This window comes from Mesorhizobium sp. CA16, assembly GCF_020165175.1.
Classification (GTDB): domain Bacteria; phylum Pseudomonadota; class Alphaproteobacteria; order Rhizobiales; family Rhizobiaceae; genus Mesorhizobium.
On the sequence record NZ_JAIUHP010000025.1, the window covers coordinates 32,237 to 49,703 of the forward strand.

Genomic DNA, 17,467 nt, shown 5'->3' on the forward strand with positions numbered 1-17,467 from the left:
TTTCCGCTGTTTTTTCCGCCCTGACACCGTCATTTTCGAAACGTTTAACTGCCCCTATTTGGCCAAACCTACGCAAACCCGGCTTTTTTCGCAAGAATTGAAATGCATCAATCCTCAGCAACCAGATATGCGCTTGACACATTCGAAACGTTTAGATTAGCGTTCAAACAATCGAAGACGACGGAGGGAGGCCGTCCTTTGCCATGCAGCGCGTTGATTCCACCACGACTGGCAATGCGGCCGCCGACGGTCCAACCGTCGTCCTGAGCGCGACCGGCATTTCCAAGCGGTTCGGCGGCATCGCCGCGCTGTCCGATGTGAGCCTGGACCTCAGGCCCGGCGAGGTGCATGCGCTGATGGGCGAGAACGGCGCCGGCAAGTCGACGCTGATGAAGATCCTGTCGGGCGTCTATACCGACTACGAAGGCGCCGTGGCGATCGACGGTCAGGCAGTCCGCTTCACCGGCGTCCGCGACGCCGAGGACGCCGGCATCGCCATCATCCACCAGGAGCTCAACCTCGTCCCCGAGCTCAGCGTCGCCGACAACATCTTCCTCGGCCGCGAAAAGCTGATCGCCGGGCTAGTCATCGACCGCAAGGCGAGCAGCCGCGCTGCCAGCGCGTTGCTGCAGCGTCTCGGCATCGAGCTCGATCCCGAGGCACGTGTGGGCACGCTGAGGGTTGGCGAGCAGCAGCTGGTGGAGATCGCCAAGGCGCTGTCGAAGTCGGCGCGCATCCTGATCATGGACGAGCCGACCTCGGCGCTGTCGCCGGCCGAGTGCCAGAGACTGTTCCGCATCATCGGCCAGCTCGCGGCAAGCGGCGTTGCGATCGTCTACATCTCGCATCGCATCGACGAGGTCATGCATCTGGCCAGCCGGGTGACGGTGCTGCGCGACGGACGCCACGTGCTGACGCGGGACATGGCAAGGCTGGACGAAGACGCCATCATCACGGCCATGGTCGGGCGCGACCTTCTCGCTTCCTCCGATCATGAGCGCACCCCCGGCGGCGAAGCGGTGCTCTCGGTCAGGGACCTGTCGCTGTCGAAGCCCGACCGGCATGGCTGGCGCACGATGATCGACGGCGTCAGCTTCGACCTTGCGGCCGGCGAAATCCTCGGCATCGGCGGGTTGCTGGGTTCCGGCCGCACCGAGATCCTGGAGGCGATCTTCGGCTCCAGCGACGGCCGCACCGGCGGCGAGATTCGGCTCGACGGCGTGCCGGTCGAGATCGGCTCGCCGCGCGAGGCCCGCCGGCTCGGCATTGCTTTGGTGACTGAGGACCGCAAGACGCAAGGCCTGCATCTCCAAGCCTCGATCACCGACAATGTCGCGCTGCCTCTGGTCGGCGCGCTGGCGCGCTTCGGCCTGCGCTCGCGCTCCGGCGAGCGCGGCCTGGCACGCGACGCGGTCGGCGCGCTCGGCATACGCTGCGAAACCATCGAGCAGGCCGCCGGCACGCTGTCCGGCGGCAACCAGCAGAAGGTGGTGATCGGCAAGTGGCTGGCGACCCGGCCGCGCGTGCTTCTGCTCGACGAGCCGACGCGGGGCATCGATGTCGGCGCCAAGCGCGAAATCTACGACCTCGTCTTCAAGCTGGCCGGCGACGGGCTGGCGATTGCCGTGATCAGCTCCGAACTGCCCGAGCTTCTGCATCTGGCCGACCGCATCCTGGTCATGGCCGAGGGCCGCCAGCGTGGAATCCTGTCCCGCGCCGAGGCCAGCGAGGAGGCGATCATGCGGCTTGCCGCGCCAAGACTTGCCACACCAAGACGGGCAGCGAGACCAGCCGCATGAACCTCATCAGCCTTGTCTCCCGCACCAAACTTTACTGGGGGCTGATCGCCATCTTCCTGATCGGCGTGTTCGGCTCGCCGATCAGCTCCAAGGGCAACAACATCTTCCTGTCCTACGGCAACCTGCTCGACGTGCTGCGCCAGGTGTCGACCACCGGCCTCATCGCCACCGGCATGACGGCGGTGATCCTGACCGGCGGCATCGATCTTTCCGTCGGCTCGCTGATGGCGATCTGCTCGGTTGTCTGCGCCATGCTGCTCACCGTGCCGGGCGTCACACCGTCGGCGGCGCTCGGCGTGCCGACGACCGCGCTGGCGGCGCTTTGCCTCGGCGTACTGGCCACCCGCTTCATCCTGCTCAACATCGAGAAATCCCGCGCCGGGGCGGAAGCCGGGCGCGACGCGCGGCTGGACAAGGCGCGCGGGCTGATCATTCCGGGCGTCGCCGGCGTGATCCTGTGCTGCCTTTCGCTGTGGTACCTGCTGCCGCAGGTCGAGGCCAAGTTCGGCGTGCTCGGCGTGCTGCTGGTGGCGCCTTGCGTCGGCCTTCTGTTCGGCACCATCAACGGCTTCATCATCGTCGCCGGCCGGCTGCAGCCCTTCATCGTGACACTTGCGATGATGGTGACGGCGCTCGGCATCGCCAGGCTCACCGCCGGTCAGAACAACGCGGTGCTGCCGGTCTATACCGCCTCGAACGCCACCGCCGATTTCGAGATCCTGCGCTCGCTGGTGTTCGGCATCGTGCCGATGCCGGGCCTGTTCTTCCTCGGCGCGGTCGTGATCTACGGCGCGGTGCTGCGCTTCACGCCCTTCGGCCGCTATGTCTACGCCATCGGCGGCAATGAGGAGGCGGCGCGGCTTTCCGGCATCGCCGCCGGGCGCGTCAAGATCGCCACCTATGCGGTGTCGGGCCTGCTCGCCGGCATCGCGGCGGTGCTCTACGTGGCCCAATACCGCCAAGGCAAGCCCGATGCCGGCGCCGGACTGGAGCTCGACGCCATCGCCGCCGTGGTCATCGGCGGCACCAGCCTGATGGGCGGGCGCGGCAGCCTGGTCGGCACCTTCTGCGGTGTGCTGATCTTCGGCCTGCTGTCAAACATCTTGCAGCTGCACAACATCAATTCGAACCTTCAGCTGGTGCTGAAGGGGGCGATCATCATCGGCACCGTGCTCGTGCAGGAGCGCAACGCCGGCGATCTTCTCAGCTATCTGCGCCTGCCCGGCGGACGGGCGGCGCAAAAGGAAACGGCCGCGGCAAAGCGGCCGTCACAGGAGACCTCGTCTCTATAATCCGGAGGAAACAGGACCATGAAACGACGTGATATGCTGAAGCTCGCCACCTTCGCGGCGGCGCTTGTGACGACCACCGCGCTCTTTTCCGGCAACCATGCCTTTGCCCAGGACAAGAAGTGGAAGATCGGCTTCTCGCAGGTGACGACCATCGAACCCTGGCGCGCCCAGTTCAACAAGGACATCATCGCGGAAGCCGCCAAGCACCCGGAGGTCGAGCTGATCATCACCGACGGCGAGGACAAGACCGAAAAGCAGGTCGCCGACGTCGAGAACCTGATCCGCCAGGAGGTCGACGCGCTGCTGGTCTCGCCGAAGGAATCGGCCGGCCTGACCGGCGTGGTGCAGCAGGCGATCGACGCCAAGATCCCGGTCTTCGTGCTCGACCGCAATGTCGAAACCAAGGACTACACGCAGTTCGTCGGCGGCGACAACAAGCTGATCGGCCGGGCGGCTGGCGAATATGCTGTCGAGCTCCTGGGCGGCAAGGGCAAGGCGGCCGGCAACGTCGTCGAGATCTGGGGCGGCATGGGCACGCAGCCGGCGCATGACCGCCATGACGGCTTCCATGAATTCACCGACAAGGAGCCGGGCATCAAGTACCTGCTCGACCAGCAGTCGGGCGACTGGAAGCAGGACCAGGCCTATAACATCATGGCCAACGCGCTGAAGACCAACGAGAAGATCGATCTCGTCTACGGCCACAACGATCCGATGGCCTATGGCGCCTATCTCGCGGCCAAGGATGTCGGGCGCGAGAAGGACATCAAGTTCATCGGCATCGACGGCCTGCCCAACGAAGGCGTGCAGATGGTGAACAAGGGCGAGCTGACCGCGACCTTCACCTATGTGACGCCGGGCGCCGAGGGCCTGCGTCAGGCGATCAAGTTCCTGAAAGGGGAGAAGGTCGAGAAGACCATCACCCTGCCGACGGAAAAGATCACCAAGGACAACGCCGCCAAGATCCTGAAGGACAACGGGCTCTAGGTTCTGTTTGACGCAATTCCGAACGGAAAACCACTGCGGCTTTTCGTGGAATTGCTTGAAGTCCGCAACCCCTGCCGGGCCACGCGCCCGGCAGGGGTTTGCCCGAGCGCCAGGCGCTCCCCACAGCTTGCCGCTGGATGCGCGAAGCGTCGCCGCAGTGCTGGTTTTCCGCTCTTTCGCGACCGAAAGTCACGCCCGAAACAGCAAGTCCTGACCTTCGCGGTCGGCAGATCTGTGTGCCCTAAGCGACGCCGTTTCAAAAAAACCAAGCTGGAACAGTGAGATAGATCGACCTCAGACCGGCTCGGGCGCAGAGCGCTGCGGGTCTCTTCCGGCTCGCTGCCGAGACGATGGACAGCTTGCGCAGGATGCTTGCGCCTTGTGTCGCCTGTTCTTATATACGCGCCAGCCGTCCAGCCCTAAAAAGCGGGGACCATGACGGGATTTCTTGTGAACAGGGGCTTTCGTCGGAACGCCTTTTGAAGGGTCCAGAGAGCCTGCTTAGAGGAGAGATTAGAACAATGGCAAAAGTTATCGGTATCGATCTCGGCACCACCAACTCGTGTATCGCCATCATGGATGGCAAGGACCCCAAGGTGATCGAGAATGCTGAAGGCGCGCGCACGACGCCTTCCATCGTCGCCATTTCGAGCGACGGCGAACGTCTCGTCGGCCAGCCGGCCAAGCGCCAGGCGGTCACCAATCCGGAAAACACCATCTTCGCGGTCAAGCGCCTGATCGGCCGCCGCTATGACGACCCGGTGACGGAGAAGGACAAGAAGCTTGTCCCCTACAAGATCGTCAAGGGCGACAATGGCGACGCCTGGGTCGAGGCCGGCGGCAAGAAGCAGTCGCCCAGCCAGATCTCGGCCATGATCCTGCAGAAGATGAAGGAGACGGCGGAAGCCTATCTCGGCGAGAAGGTCGAGAAGGCGGTCATCACCGTTCCGGCCTATTTCAACGACGCCCAGCGCCAGGCGACCAAGGACGCCGGCAGGATCGCCGGCCTCGAGGTGCTGCGCATCATCAATGAGCCGACGGCCGCCGCGCTTGCCTACGGCCTGGAGAAGAAGGACGGCAAGACCATCGCCGTCTATGACCTTGGCGGCGGCACCTTCGATATTTCCGTGCTCGAAATCGGCGACGGCGTCTTCGAGGTGAAGTCGACCAATGGCGACACCTTCCTCGGCGGCGAGGACTTCGACATGCGCCTTGTCGAGTACTTGGCGGCCGAGTTCAAGAAGGAGCAGGGCATCGACCTCAAGGCCGACAAGCTCGCGCTGCAGCGCCTCAAGGAAGCGGCCGAAAAGGCCAAGATCGAGCTGTCGTCGACGACGCAGACCGAGATCAATCTGCCCTTCATCACCGCCGATGCCAGCGGCCCGAAGCACCTGACGATGAAGCTCACCCGGGCGAAGTTCGAAAGCCTGGTCGAGGATCTCGTGCAGCGCACGATCGACCCCTGCAAGGCGGCGCTCAAGGATGCCGGCCTGAAGGCGGGCGAGATCGACGAGGTGGTCCTGGTCGGCGGCATGACCCGCATGCCCAAGATCCAGGAGATCGTGAAGCAGTTCTTCGGCAAGGAGCCGCACAAGGGCGTCAACCCGGATGAGGTCGTGGCGCTTGGCGCCGCCATTCAGGCCGGCGTGCTGCAGGGCGACGTCAAGGACGTGCTGCTGCTCGACGTGACGCCGCTGTCGCTGGGCATCGAGACGCTGGGTGGCGTGTTCACCAGGCTGATCGAGCGCAACACCACGATCCCGACCAAGAAGAGCCAGACTTTCTCGACCGCCGAGGATTCGCAGTCGGCGGTGACGATCCGCGTCTTCCAGGGCGAGCGCGAGATGGCGGCCGACAACAAGATGCTCGGTCAGTTCGACCTCGTCGGCATTCCGCCGGCCCCGCGCGGCGTGCCGCAGATCGAGGTCACGTTCGACATCGACGCCAACGGCATCGTCAACGTCTCGGCCAAGGACAAGGGCACCGGCAAGGAGCACCAGATCCGCATCCAGGCTTCGGGCGGTCTGTCCGACGCCGACATCGAGAAGATGGTGAAGGACGCCGAGGCCAATGCCGACGCGGACAAGAAGCGCCGTGCCCTCGTCGAGGCCCGCAACCAGGCCGAAGCGCTGGTGCATTCGTCCGAGAAGTCGCTGAAGGACTATGGCGACAAGGTCTCGGAGGCTGATCGCACCGCGATCTCGGATGCGATCGCCGCGCTGAAGACCGCAGCCGAGGGCGACGACCCGGCCGACATCGAGGCCAAGTCGCAGTCGCTCGCCGAAGTGTCGATGAAGCTCGGCCAGGCCATGTACGAGGCCTCGCAGAAGGAAGCGGCCGAAGCCGACGCCAAGGCGGACGCCGCCAAGGATTCGGACGTGGTCGATGCCGACTTCGAGGAAATCGACGAAGACGACGAGAAGAAGAAGTCGGCCTGAGCCGGCCGACGGCGGATCATGCGAAAAGCCCGGCGGAAGGCCGGGCTTTTTTGCAACCCCAGTCGAAAAAGTGACAGAAAAACCCAGAGCGGCCCGGCTTAGTACTAGCATCCGGGAAACATCGCTCCTAAATCCAAGAACGTGCCGGCAAACGTCGCCAACAATGCTTGAAGACATTGAGCATCCGGACAGCGGGAAAAAATGAAAGCTGATTTCTACGAAACGCTGGGCGTGCAAAAAGGCGCCGACGACAAGGAACTCAAGAGCGCTTTCCGCAAGCTCGCCATGCAGTTCCATCCCGACCGCAACCCCGGCGACCACGCCTGCGAGCACAAGTTCAAGGAGATCAACGAAGCCTACGAGACGCTGAAGGACCCGCAGAAGCGCGCCGCCTATGACCGTTTCGGCCACGCCGCCTTCGAGGGCGGTATGAACGGCGCAGCGCACGGTTTCGGCGCCGGCGGCTTCGCCGACATCTTCGAGGATATTTTCGGCGACATGATGGGCGGCCGCCAGCGCCGTTCGTCGGGCGGCCGCGAGCGCGGCGCCGACCTGCGCTACAACATGGAAATCACGCTGGAAGAAGCCTTCTCCGGCAAGACGGCGCAGATCCGCGTGCCGGCTTCGATCTCCTGCTCGGAATGCTCCGGCAGCGGCGCCAAGCCCGGCACGCAGCCGGTGACCTGCTCCATGTGCCACGGCCACGGCAAGGTGCGCGCCACGCAGGGCTTCTTCTCGATCGAGCGCACCTGCCCGCAATGTCAGGGCCGTGGCCAGACGATCAAGGACCCCTGCCCGAAATGCGCCGGCCAGGGCCGCGTCACCGAGGAGCGCTCGCTGTCGGTCAACATCCCGGCCGGCATCGAGGACGGCACCCGCATCCGGCTGGCCAATGAGGGCGAGGCGGGCCTGCGCGGCGGACCGCCCGGCGACCTCTACATCTTCCTGGCGGTCAAGCCGCACGAATTCTTCCAGCGCGACGGCGCCGATCTCTATTGCAAGGTGCCGATCTCGATGACGACGGCAGCCCTTGGCGGCTCCTTCGAGGTCACCACGCTCGATGGCACCCAGACCAAGGTCAAGGTGACGGAAGGCACGCAGAACGGCCGCCAGTTCCGCTTGAAGGGCAAAGGCATGCCGGTGCTGCGCCAGCCCAATGTCGGCGACCTCTACATCCAGACGGCGGTCGAGACGCCGCAGAACCTGACGCGCCGCCAGCGCGAACTGCTGGAAGAGTTCGAGCAGATCTCCTCGAAGGACAATTCGCCCCAGTCGAGCGGCTTTTTCGCGCGCATGAAGGACTTCTTCGAGTCGTTCGGCGAAAACTGATTGCCGCAGGCGCGCATTTCGCACGGCATCGGGGCGATCCGGTGCCCAAGCGTCATCAACACCTTATGCCAGCTTGACGCCTTGCCTTGTCCCACCCACCTGCTAAGTAGCGGAGCGGGAGGCTGAGCATTGAGGAGAGCTCGTGATGGCACGTAGTCCCGGGTTGCGCAAAGCGCTGGCCGAAAAATTCGACGACGAGCTTAAGTTCTTCAAAGGCTGGATCGACAAGCCGAAAACGGTCGGCTCGATCGTTCCCACCAGTTCCGTCACCGCCCGCAAGATGGCGTCGATCGTCAATCCGGGATCGGGCCTGCCGGTGCTCGAGGTCGGGCCCGGCACCGGTGTCATCACCCGCGCCATCCTGGCCCAGGGCGTGAAGCCCGAAAACCTCTACGCGGTCGAATATTCGACCGACTTCGTGCGCCATCTGCGCGGGCTCTATCCCGGCGTCAACGTCATCGAGGGCGACGCCTTCAATCTCAATGCCACGCTCGGCGACAAGCGCGACATGGTGTTCGATTCGGTCGTCTCCGGCGTGCCGCTGCTCAATTTCCCCGTCGCCCAGCGCATCGCCTATATCGAAAGCCTGCTCGACCGCATTCCGGCCGGACGGCCGATCGTGCAGCTGACCTATGGCCCGCTGTCGCCGATCCCAGCCGGGCGCGGCGATTACACGGTCGAGCATTTCGATTTCATCTTCCGCAACATCCCGCCGACGCAGCTGTGGATCTACCGAAGGGAGGGATAAGGCAGTAGGCAGTAGGGAATAGTCAGGAAACCACTCTCCTAATGCCTATTCCCCACTGCCTTTTGCGAAGCAATGCCCGTGATCCCAAGAATCCTCGTCTTCGCCGGCTCGGTCCGGACCGGCGCCTTCAGCGGCCGGACCGCCGACGTGGCGCAGAAGGAACTAGCCATGCAGGGCGCGGAGGTGACGCGCATCTCGCTCGGCGACTATCCTCTGCCGATCATGGACGAGGACCTGGAAAAGGAAAAAGGCATCCCCGAAAACGCCATCAAGCTCGGCCGGCAGATCGCCGCGCATGACGGGCTGCTGATCGCGACGCCCGAATATAACGGCTCGATCCCGCCATTGCTCAAGAACTCGATCGACTGGGTGAGCCGGGTACGGCGCGAGGGCAGCCATACGTTTAGGCCGCTTGCCGGCAAGCCTGTCGGGCTCTGTTCGTCCTCAGGGGGCAAGTTCGCCGGCATACGTTGCATCAACCATCTGCGCGCAGTGCTGGTGCGCTGCCAGATGGAGGTGATCACGCCCGAATGCTCGGTCTCCGAGGCCGGCGAAGCCTTCGCCGAGGACGGACAATTCAGGGACGCCAGACTACAGCAATCGATGGAGCGCCTATGCCGTACACTGATCGAAACCTCGCGCATGCTGTCCACCCGGATCGAGGCGTGATCAATTTCGCGGAGGCCGACACTATGCGGGACAGGCTGATCGTTGGGCTGGACCTGCCGACGCTGAAAGAGGCCGAGAAGGCGGTGCGCGAGCTCGAAGGCGCCGTTTCCTTCTACAAGATCGGCTACCAGCTCGCCTTCGCCGGCGGATTGGACTTCGCGCGGGAGCTCGCCAGCGGCGGCACGAAGGTGTTTCTCGACATGAAGCTGCTCGACATCGACAACACGGTCGCCAAGGGCGTCGAGAACATCGTCAAGATGGGCATGACGATGCTGACGCTGCATGCCTATCCAAAAACCATGAGAGCGGCTGTCGAGGCGGCCAGGGGCAGCGAGCTCTGCCTGCTTGGCGTGACGGTGCTGACCTCGATGGACGAGCAGGACGTGATCGACGCCGGCTATGAATACGACCCGCACACGCTGGTGCTCAGGCGCTCCGAACAGGCGCTGCATGCCGGCATGGGCGGCATCGTCTGCTCGGCTGAGGAGGCCGAGGCGGTGCGCCGCATCGTCGGACCCGATCTGGCGGTGGTGACGCCGGGCATCCGGCCGGCCGGCAGCGCCCATGGCGACCAGAAACGCGTGGTGACGCCGGCGCAGGCGATCCGCAACGGCTCCAGCCACCTTGTCGTCGGCCGGCCGATCGTCGCCGCGCCTGACCGCCGCGCCGCGGCCGAGGCGATCCTCGCCGAAATGCAATCCGCCTGAGGACCGGCCCTCTTTCGCGAAAAACAAACAGGAGAAAAAGAATGCCGAAGGGATATTGGATCGCCCGTGTCGATGTGCGCGACGCCGAAGGCTACAAGGACTATGTCGCCGCCGCGAAGCTCGCCTTCGACCGCTTTGGCGCGAAGTTCCTGGCGCGCGGCGGCGAGCACGAAAAGGCCGAAGGGCCGGGGCGCGCCCGCAACGTCATCATCGAGTTCGAATCGCTGGCCGTGGCGCATGACTGCTACCACTCGCCGGACTACCAGCGCGCCGCCGCCATCCGCCAGAAAGTGGCCGATGGCGAGATCGTGCTGGTCGAGGGCGTCTAGGTTCGGCAAAGCAGGCAGATCGGCTGTTGCTGCGCGGCTTACATTGGAGATTGCCGAAAACGCCCAGCTGTCGTCATCCACGGGCGGAGCAAGGAGCGTAGCGACGCAGCGCAGACCCGAGGATCCATTCCGTGACTTCAACGCGCCGCTGCGGTCCAGAATTCTGCTCCGCTGCACTCCGTGGCCAAGGTAGCGGCATGGATTCCAGGGTCTGCGCGCGTCGCTTCGCTCCTTGCTCCGCCCTGGAATGACGAAGTCGTTAGGGCTCAGCCAATCATGAAGGTCACGACTTCAACCTGTTAGCCGAAGAGCCGGTTGGCCGCCGTCTCCGCCATCGCATCGGCGAGTTCCATGCCCCACTGCTTTCGGCAATAGTCGCGGAAATCGAAGCAGGGCAGGCCGGGGCAGACTTCGAACTCGATGAGGTGCACGGTATCGTCGGCCTCGACCCTGAAGTCGACGGAAAAGACGTCCCCCAGGCCCAGAGCGCTTATCAGCTTCTGCGCGATGGCGCGGATTTTTCGATCCGCCTCAGGCTGACTGGCGCCCACGGCCTCAAGTTCCGGCTCGGCATAGGTGCCAGCATCCTTCGCCGCCTGACCGGTCTGGCCATAGAGTGCCATCGAGTCGGCCATGGTCTGGAAGTCGCCGCCGGAACCGACGAAGAATATGCCCAAAGCCTCGACGCCGGTTTCTTCCTTCAACCCAAGAAAGCTCGCCCGCACGTTGCGGCCGGCGACATAGGGCTGGACGACGACATCGTCGTGATAATGCGAAAAAACACGCCGGCTAAGCTCCAGCGCGTGGCCGAGATCGCTGACGCGCGAATCCGGCCAGATGCCGATCTTGGCGCCGAGCCGGTTGGGTTTCACGAACCAGCCCTTGGGCGAGGCCGGCGGCTCGACCAGCCATTCGCCGTTGCGCGCCAGGCCGGCCTGCGGCGCCGGCAGGCCGAGCGCGCCGAGCACGGCGCCAGAACGCAGCTTGTCCTGGCAGAGCGCGAACAGCGAATCGTCGGCGCCGACGGTGCGCAGCCTGTTCAGTCGCGCCAGCGCCGGCGCTGCGCCGCCACGGAAGTAGGCGATACCGTCGGTAAGCGTCCAGACCAGCGTCGTTGCCGGATCGGCCCCCGCCAGAACCGGCGCCGCGTTGTCGAGCTCGACAGGCCTGAAGGCGAGGCCGCGCCTTTCGCAAGCCTCGGCAAGCTGGTTGAATTCCGGCGCCAAGTCGGTCGACTGCGCCAGATAGGACGAGATCTCGATGGCGCGCTCCGCTGGATAACCCTGGGCGACCAGCCGGTCGAAACAGGCCGTTTCCGGTTCGTAGACAAGGATCAAGGTCGGCTGCGGCATCGAAAGCTCCGGGAAATCAGGCGCGTACCATCGCATGCCCGAAGTGGCCGGCTTGCGGGAAACCGACCGAACCGAGGCGATTGCGCGACAGTAAGCCGGCCGCCGCATCTCTTGTCTTGATGCAATTCCGGATGGAACACTCCGGCGAAGATTGCTCCCAATACCCCAGCACGGATTCGACCGCGGGCTATGTTTGCCTTGGGGAGCGGCCTTGGAGATTAGCCGAAACCCCCATCACGATCGTCATCCACGGGCGAGCAAGGAGCGAAGCGACGCGCGCAGACCCGAGGATCCATTCCGTTACGTCGAAGCGCCGCTCACGGTGCAGAATTCTGTTCCGCTGCGCCCTTCGGCCGAGGTCACGGAATGGATTCCAGGGTCTCCGCGACGCCGCTTCGCGGCTGCTTCGCCCTGGAATGACGAGTTGAGAGGCTCGGCCAATCTCCGGCGTTTGCGCTGATTTCATGGAATGAACGGTGAAAACCTTGCCTGCCGACAACCAGGACGCTTTCAAAACCCCTGTGTCGAGGAATTATGCGATCAGCACGGGCGGCTCGAAGCGCCCCTTGACTGGAATGTCGAGCAGGAAGGTCATGCCGGCCTGCGGGTCGAGCGCGCGCTGCTTCTCGTCCTTGCCTTTCCAGGCGGAGGTCACCGCCAGCCGGTCGGCCTTTGAACCGACAAAAGCGGGGCAGGAGGCCTGCGTCACCGGCATGGCGATCTCGCGCAACAGCGTGCCGTCTGGCGCATAGGCCTTAACCGCCTTGCCGCCCCAGACGGCATTCCACAGCACGCCGTCGCGGTCGACGACCGAACCGTCGATATAGCCTTTCGAGGAGCGATGATCGACGAACACTTTCACTTCGCCGGCCGGCAGGCCGGTCGCCGGATCGCAGGCAACGCGCATCAGAAGCCCGGTCGCGGTGTCGGTGTAGTAGGCGATTTTGCCGTCCTCCGAGAAGCAGATGGAATTCGAGACTGTGATGCCCGAAAACAGCCGGCGCAATTCGCCCTTGAAGAACCAGTAGATCGACCCGGCGCCCTTCTGCTCGTCCTTGCCCATCGTGCCGGTCCACAAGGCGCCGCAGGGATGAACGCGGGAATCGTTGGAGCGCGTCAGCGGATTGTCGGCCTCGATCGGCGTGTGCAGCGTCAGCTTGCCGGTCTTGACGTCCCGGACTTGCAGGCCGACCTCGGTGGCGATCAGCTGGCGGTCGGCGTCGATGACCGCAATGGCGCTGGCCATGACGCCTAGATCATGCACTTTCAGCGCGCCGGCGAGCGGCTTTTCCAGAAGCTTGCCGTTGACGATGTCGAACCAGAACAGCGTGTCGGTGGCGGGATCGTAGCTCGGACCCTCGCCGAGCTCGCAGATATGGTCGGAAAAAACCGAAACGCCATTCATCACGCCACTCCGAAAGCTTTATCCCAGGCGGCGACCGCGGCGCGGGCGCGCTGCGCCACGTCCTCGACGCTCGCACCCGGCTTGTAGAGGCTCGATCCCAGCCCGAAGATACTGACGCCGACCGCTTTGTAGCCGGCGAAATCCTTGTCGGAAACGCCGCCGACGGCGCCGACAAGCGTCGTTGCCGGCAGCACGGCGCGGATCGCCGCGATGCCGCTCGATCCAAGCACGCTTGCCGGGAAGAATTTCAGCGCCGAGGCGCCGAGGCGGATCGCCTGGAAGGCTTCGGTCGGCGTGAACACGCCCGGCATCGTCACCATGCCGTATTGCATGGCGCGGCCCATGACCTCGGCATCGATGTTGGGGCTGACCAGCAACTTGCCGCCGGCCTTGTGCAAGGCATCGACGTCCGTCGCCGTCAGCACCGTGCCGGCGCCGATCAGCGCGCTTTTCGGCAGCGCCTTGACCAGATCGGCGATGGAGAGGAACGGCTCCGGCGAATTGAGCGGCACTTCGATCGCCTCGATGCCGGCATCGTGGACCGCCCGGCCGATCGCCACCGCCTCGGACGGCTTCAGGCCGCGCAGGATGGCGACAAGCCCGCACTTCAGTTTCGGGAAGGGTGCGGTCTGGCTCATGAAGCGCCTCCAATCATGCCGTTCTCGCGCGCGGCTTCGACGAGGCCGGCGCGCACCGCTTCATCGGCGTCCACGCTGCGAAAGGCAAGGCCGGCGAGGCCCAGCGCTGCGCCATAAAGCTCGGCCAGTGCGCCGGAGGCGATCAGCGCCACCGGCGCATCGCTAGCGCCATAGCGACGCCTTGCCGAGGCGATCTCGCCGCCGATCAGAAGCCCGGACAGGCAGGCCGCCGCGTCAGTGGGCTGCAGATCCTGCAGAAGCCCGGCGGCGCGGATGGCAAACAGTTTCGAGGTGACATCGCCGCCTTCGCCCAAACCCCGCTCGCACCATTGCCGGAAGAACTGGCTGCCCGCGGCAACCGGAGCGGGATGCTCGCCCAGCGAGTGTTTCAGGATCGAGTGCGTTGCCAGCACGGAGAACAATTCGCCGGTCGGCCAGGTGCCGAAGCCCGTGACCGCGCCGTCCGCGACCGCGACCCATTTCGAATGCGTGCCGGGCATGCAGACGAGGTGGCGTCCCTTTGCCGGCAAACCGGCGCCGGCAAGCTGGGTTTCCTCGCCGCGCATCACGTCGGGCGCGTCGGCCAGCCGCTGCGCGAGGCCGGGCACGATGCGGATGTCGCGGCCCGACGCCTCGATGCGGGCGGCGCCGCGCAAGATCGCGCCGATCGGCGCCGGCACGGTGACGTAAGGCGCCTCGATCCAGCCCTGCCGGGAACCGGCCATGCCGCAGATGATGACCGGCAGCGCCTCCGGCGCGCCCATGGCGGCAAGATGGCCTTCCAGCACCTTGGCAAAACCTTTTTCGCGGGCGGTGATCAACCCGTCATCGCCGCGCCGCTCGGCAAGCACCTTGCCCGAGCCGTCGAGCAGCCAAGCCCTGAGCCTGGTCGTGCCCCAGTCGAGCGCAGCGACCGCTGGTGCCGGGCTCACAGGAAACCTCCATCGACGATCAGCATCTGGGCAGTCAGCATGCGCGAGGCGTCCGACGCCAGGAACAGCACCGTGCCCACCATGTCGTCGGGCTGCATGACATCCTTGATGCACTGCTTGGCGACATGGGCGGCGAGCGCCTCGTCAGTGACCCAGAGCTTGCGTTGCCGTTCGGTAATGACCCAGCCTGGCGCCACCGCGTTGACGCGGATGCGGTCGGCGCCGAGCTTGCCGGCGAGACCTTTCGTCAGGCCCAGTATGCCCGCCTTGGCCGCGGTGTAGGCCGGCATATCGGGGTGGTTGATCAGATAGGAGGTGGAGGTGAAGTTGATGATCGAGCCGCCGCCGGCCCGCTTCATGCCGGGCGCCACGGCCTGGGCGGTGAAGAAATGCGGGCGCAGGTTGATCGCAAGGTTGTTGTCCCAGAATTCGACGGTGACGTCTTCCACTGCGTGACGCTCGTCGAGCGCGGCATTGTTGACCAGCACCGTGACGTCGCCATGCGCCTCGGCCGCCTTGGCAACGGCGGCGCGCAGCGCCGCGATATCGCGCAGGTCGGCGCTGAGGTAGAGTGGGCGTCGGCCAAGCTCCTTCTCCAGCCGGTCGGCAAGGGCGGTGCTTGGCTCGTCGGCGATGTCGATGAAAGCGACCTTGGCGCCCTGCCGCACAAAGCCTTCGGTAAGCGCAGCACCAATGCCGGAACCGCCGCCGGTGATCAGCACCGAGGCGCCGTCGAGGTCGGCGAAACGCGCCGATGGCATCATGATCCGTTCTCCCGTTTTGCCGGCGCGCATCCTAGCCACGCCGGGCCCGGGAGCAAGGACGAAATGGCGGTTTCGGTAGCTTATGTCCGACAAATGATCGACGCGCCGCAGGCGGCGGCCGGTCTTCCGAACAGCCGGAAAGCTCTAGTTCCCCGACATAGGGATTTGAAAGGTTGCCGTTTGTCTTGGTGCAAGATTTTCCGTTCATTTCCGTGAAATCAGCACAAACGCCGGGGATTGGTTGAAGCCGCCCCAACCTCGTCATTCTATGGCGGAGCAAGGAGCGAAGCGACGCGCGCAGACCGTAGAATCCATTCCGTGACTTGGAAGCGCCGCCACGGTGCAAAAGTTCTGCTCCGTTGCGATCCTTGGCGATGGTAACGGCATGGATTCCAGGGTCTTCGCGACGGAGCTTCGCTCCTGCTCCGCCCTGGAATGACGATCGCGATGGGCGTTTCGGCCAATCTCCAGCGCATGCGATCAACGCAAACAGAGCCGATCGGTCAAAATCCCCTGTGCTGGGGAACTTGTCAGATCGCCTTTGCGTGCAGCGCGCCGCGATAGGAATCGCGCAGATAGCCGAGCGTGGCGTCGGCATCGGCCGGCTTGCCGAACAGATAGCCCTGCCCGCCGGCGCAGCCGAACTGGACGAGGCGGTCGGCCTGCGCTTCGTCCTCGATGCCTTCGGCGACAACATCCATGCCGAGCCCTTCGCACATGGCGAGGATGGCGCGGATGATGTGCTCCGACGGCCGGTCGTCGAGGATGGAGGAGACGAAGGCACGGTCGATCTTGAGCTTGTCGAAATGGAACTCGCGCAGGCGGCCGAGCGACGACTGGCCGGTGCCGAAATCGTCGAGCGAGACGCGGATGCCGACGCGGCGCAGGTCCTCGACGATCTTCTCGGCCGAGGCCGGATCGTTCATCAGGCCAGTCTCGGTAATCTCGATCTCCAGCCGGCGCGGATCGAAGCCGGTGCGGTCGAGGATGGCCAGGATGTGCAGGCCGGTGTTCTGGTCGACGAGCTGCGAGGGCGACAGGTTGAAGGACAAGAACAGCTCCTTCGGCCAGCTGCGCGCCGCCTCGGCCGCCTTGCGCAGCACCAGCTGCGACAGCGGGCCGATGATGCCGCGTTCCTCGGCGATCGGGATGAAGACGGATGGCGGCACGACGCCGAGGTCGCGGTCCGTCCAGCGCGCCAGCGTCTCGAAGCCGATGGTGCGGCGGCTGCTCAAATCGACGATCGGCTGGAAATGCGGTTCGACCTCGCCGGCCGAGACGGCGCGGCGCAGCGCCTGCTCGATGCGGGTGACGCGCTTGGCCGCCTCTTCCATCTCGCGGGTGTAGACGACGACGCGGCCGCGGCCCGAACGCTTGGCGTGATAGAGCGCAGTCTCGGCCTTGTTGAGAAGGATCTCGGTGGTCTCGTCGCCGGAATAGAACAGCGAGCAGCCGACCGAGGCCGAAAGCCTTGCGGTGCGCTCGCCGACATCATAGGGCGCCGACAATATCTCGATCAGCATGCGCGACGTCTCGGCCGCCTGCTCCTCCGAGAACACCATCGGATAGAGGTAGGCGAACTCGTCGGCGCCGATGCGGCAGACGGTGGAATAGCCATCCATCGAAGCGCGCAGCCGCATCGCCACCTGGATCAGGATGTCGTCGCCGGCCTTGTGGCCGAACAGGTCGTTGATCGGCTTGAAGCCGTCGAGGTCGAGGATGCCGACGGTAAAGGGCGCGGGATCGTCGGCGCGGTCGCTGATCAGGCGATCGACCTTGTCGAAGAAGCGACGATGGTTGCCGAGCCCGGTCAACGAATCCGTGAAGGCCAGATCCGTATTTTCCTTGCCTGGCTGGCCGGTGCCAAACGTCGTTTGCATCATGCCTCTGTTCTGATGTCGGTATTTATGGCCAGAGTGGCAGCAAAGCGTTTAGGAAAAGTATCGGAAAATCGATTTTTCCATCGTCCAGAAGCTGCTTGGCACGTCGCCGGCTCAGCTTTGGACAAGAAATGGCAGCCCCACCTCCAATATTCATTTATGCATAATTGCTAATATAAGTATCGAACGGTCTCTTCT

15 protein-coding genes are annotated in these 17,467 nt (G+C 64.5%); 9 read left to right on the top strand and 6 right to left on the bottom strand.

The annotated features are described in order from the left end of the window. Positions 1–203: 203 nt before the first annotated feature. The 9 genes from LB525_RS25915 to LB525_RS25955 all read left to right on the top strand — a co-directional run bounded on the left by LB525_RS25915 (position 204) and on the right by LB525_RS25955 (position 10,298). Positions 204–1,799, top strand: a complete 1,596-nt coding sequence (locus tag LB525_RS25915; RefSeq protein WP_224548870.1) for a sugar ABC transporter ATP-binding protein — start codon at positions 204–206, stop codon at positions 1,797–1,799. Then, positions 1,796–3,091 carry an ABC transporter permease gene (locus tag LB525_RS25920; RefSeq protein ID WP_224548872.1) on the top strand — a complete coding sequence of 432 codons (1,296 nt, stop codon included), beginning with the start codon at positions 1,796–1,798 and terminating at the stop codon, positions 3,089–3,091. Before LB525_RS25915 ends, LB525_RS25920 begins: the two co-directional genes overlap by 4 nt. An 18-nt stretch (positions 3,092–3,109) precedes the next feature. Further along, a complete protein-coding gene (locus LB525_RS25925) occupies positions 3,110–4,078 on the top strand; it encodes a substrate-binding domain-containing protein (protein ID WP_095769453.1) in 969 nt (322 codons plus the stop codon). Between the two features lie 521 nt (positions 4,079–4,599). Further along, on the top strand, positions 4,600–6,516 hold the full coding sequence (gene dnaK, locus LB525_RS25930; RefSeq protein ID WP_140845306.1) for a molecular chaperone DnaK: 1,917 nt from the start codon (positions 4,600–4,602) through the stop codon (positions 6,514–6,516). A gap of 201 nt (positions 6,517–6,717) precedes the next feature. Then, positions 6,718–7,845, top strand: a complete 1,128-nt coding sequence (gene dnaJ, locus LB525_RS25935; RefSeq protein WP_095769451.1) for a molecular chaperone DnaJ — start codon at positions 6,718–6,720, stop codon at positions 7,843–7,845. A gap of 145 nt (positions 7,846–7,990) precedes the next feature. Beyond that, positions 7,991–8,593, top strand: coding sequence for a phospholipid N-methyltransferase PmtA (gene pmtA / locus LB525_RS25940; protein WP_224548874.1), 603 nt, complete (start codon positions 7,991–7,993; stop codon positions 8,591–8,593). Positions 8,594–8,665: 72 nt separating this feature from the next. Beyond that, complete coding sequence (locus LB525_RS25945) at positions 8,666–9,262, top strand: NADPH-dependent FMN reductase (RefSeq protein WP_224548876.1); 597 nt, start codon at positions 8,666–8,668, stop codon at positions 9,260–9,262. Positions 9,263–9,285: 23 nt separating this feature from the next. Then, a complete protein-coding gene (gene pyrF, locus LB525_RS25950) occupies positions 9,286–9,969 on the top strand; it encodes an orotidine-5'-phosphate decarboxylase (RefSeq protein ID WP_224548898.1) in 684 nt (227 codons plus the stop codon). A gap of 41 nt (positions 9,970–10,010) precedes the next feature. Then, complete coding sequence (locus tag LB525_RS25955) at positions 10,011–10,298, top strand: DUF1330 domain-containing protein (protein WP_224548878.1); 288 nt, start codon at positions 10,011–10,013, stop codon at positions 10,296–10,298. 299 nt (positions 10,299–10,597) lie between these two features. Here LB525_RS25955 and LB525_RS25960 read toward each other — a convergent pair whose 3' ends face one another. The 6 genes from LB525_RS25960 to LB525_RS25985 all read right to left on the bottom strand — a co-directional run bounded on the left by LB525_RS25960 (position 10,598) and on the right by LB525_RS25985 (position 17,269). Beyond that, positions 10,598–11,650 carry a D-alanine:D-lactate ligase-like protein gene (locus LB525_RS25960; RefSeq protein WP_224548880.1) on the bottom strand — a complete coding sequence of 351 codons (1,053 nt, stop codon included), beginning with the start codon at positions 11,648–11,650 and terminating at the stop codon, positions 10,598–10,600. Between the two features lie 532 nt (positions 11,651–12,182). Continuing rightward, positions 12,183–13,055, bottom strand: a complete 873-nt coding sequence (locus LB525_RS25965) for an SMP-30/gluconolactonase/LRE family protein (protein ID WP_224548883.1) — start codon at positions 13,053–13,055, stop codon at positions 12,183–12,185. Beyond that, positions 13,055–13,693 (bottom strand): 2-dehydro-3-deoxy-6-phosphogalactonate aldolase, encoded by a 639-nt coding sequence (locus tag LB525_RS25970; protein ID WP_224548885.1) that lies wholly within the window; start codon positions 13,691–13,693, stop codon positions 13,055–13,057. Before LB525_RS25970 ends, LB525_RS25965 begins: the two co-directional genes overlap by 1 nt. Further along, positions 13,690–14,625 (bottom strand): 2-dehydro-3-deoxygalactonokinase, encoded by a 936-nt coding sequence (locus tag LB525_RS25975; RefSeq protein WP_224548888.1) that lies wholly within the window; start codon positions 14,623–14,625, stop codon positions 13,690–13,692. Before LB525_RS25975 ends, LB525_RS25970 begins: the two co-directional genes overlap by 4 nt. Beyond that, complete coding sequence (locus LB525_RS25980) at positions 14,622–15,389, bottom strand: SDR family NAD(P)-dependent oxidoreductase (RefSeq protein WP_224532188.1); 768 nt, start codon at positions 15,387–15,389, stop codon at positions 14,622–14,624. Before LB525_RS25980 ends, LB525_RS25975 begins: the two co-directional genes overlap by 4 nt. 530 nt (positions 15,390–15,919) lie before the next feature. After that, positions 15,920–17,269: a putative bifunctional diguanylate cyclase/phosphodiesterase gene (locus LB525_RS25985; protein ID WP_140635945.1), complete on the bottom strand. Its 1,350-nt coding sequence runs from the start codon at positions 17,267–17,269 to the stop codon at positions 15,920–15,922. Positions 17,270–17,467 lie beyond the last annotated feature (198 nt).